This window comes from Bacillus sp. AF62 (assembly GCF_050312695.1).
Taxonomy (GTDB): domain Bacteria; phylum Bacillota; class Bacilli; order Bacillales; family Bacillaceae_G; genus Bacillus_A; species Bacillus_A cereus.
In genome coordinates this window covers 1-392 of record NZ_JBNPJZ010000258.1, presented here as the reverse complement: position 1 = coordinate 392, position 392 = coordinate 1, and the positions used below count along the sequence as shown (strand labels likewise).

Genomic DNA, 392 nt, shown 5'->3' with positions numbered 1-392 from the left:
CCGACCGATTTATTAGGATGGATAGGTTTAGGATTACTTATTTGGTATACGCTCATTCTTCTCGCTCTCCAAATCATACATCAGGAAACACATTGTCACATTGATGATAGGGCCAAACTAGCCTTTTTCATTTGGTTTGTAGGAATCGGTCATTTTGGATTATTAGATTTTATACAAAACCAGCAATCTACTGTTTTAATGTTTCTATTTCATACTTTGGCGATTATACCGATTCTTTTAGCTCTTGCATATGGGGTAATCGTTAAAAAGCATTCAAATCAATTATGATTCGTTTCGTAAGGGGGGAGGGATGAGATGAGACCAGAAATAAAAGAAGTCGTAGACAAAACGATACAAGAAGAGATTGAACAAGAACAAAAAAAGAAGAAGAA

Annotated in this window: 1 protein-coding gene; it reads left to right on the top strand. The window is 35.2% G+C overall.

Annotated elements, in window-relative coordinates; all coding sequences use genetic code 11:
- The coding region (locus ACQRBL_RS32625; RefSeq protein WP_427736460.1) for a hypothetical protein at positions 1-288 on the top strand (288 nt) is incomplete at its 5' end.
- Positions 289-392: the final 104 nt, after the last annotated feature.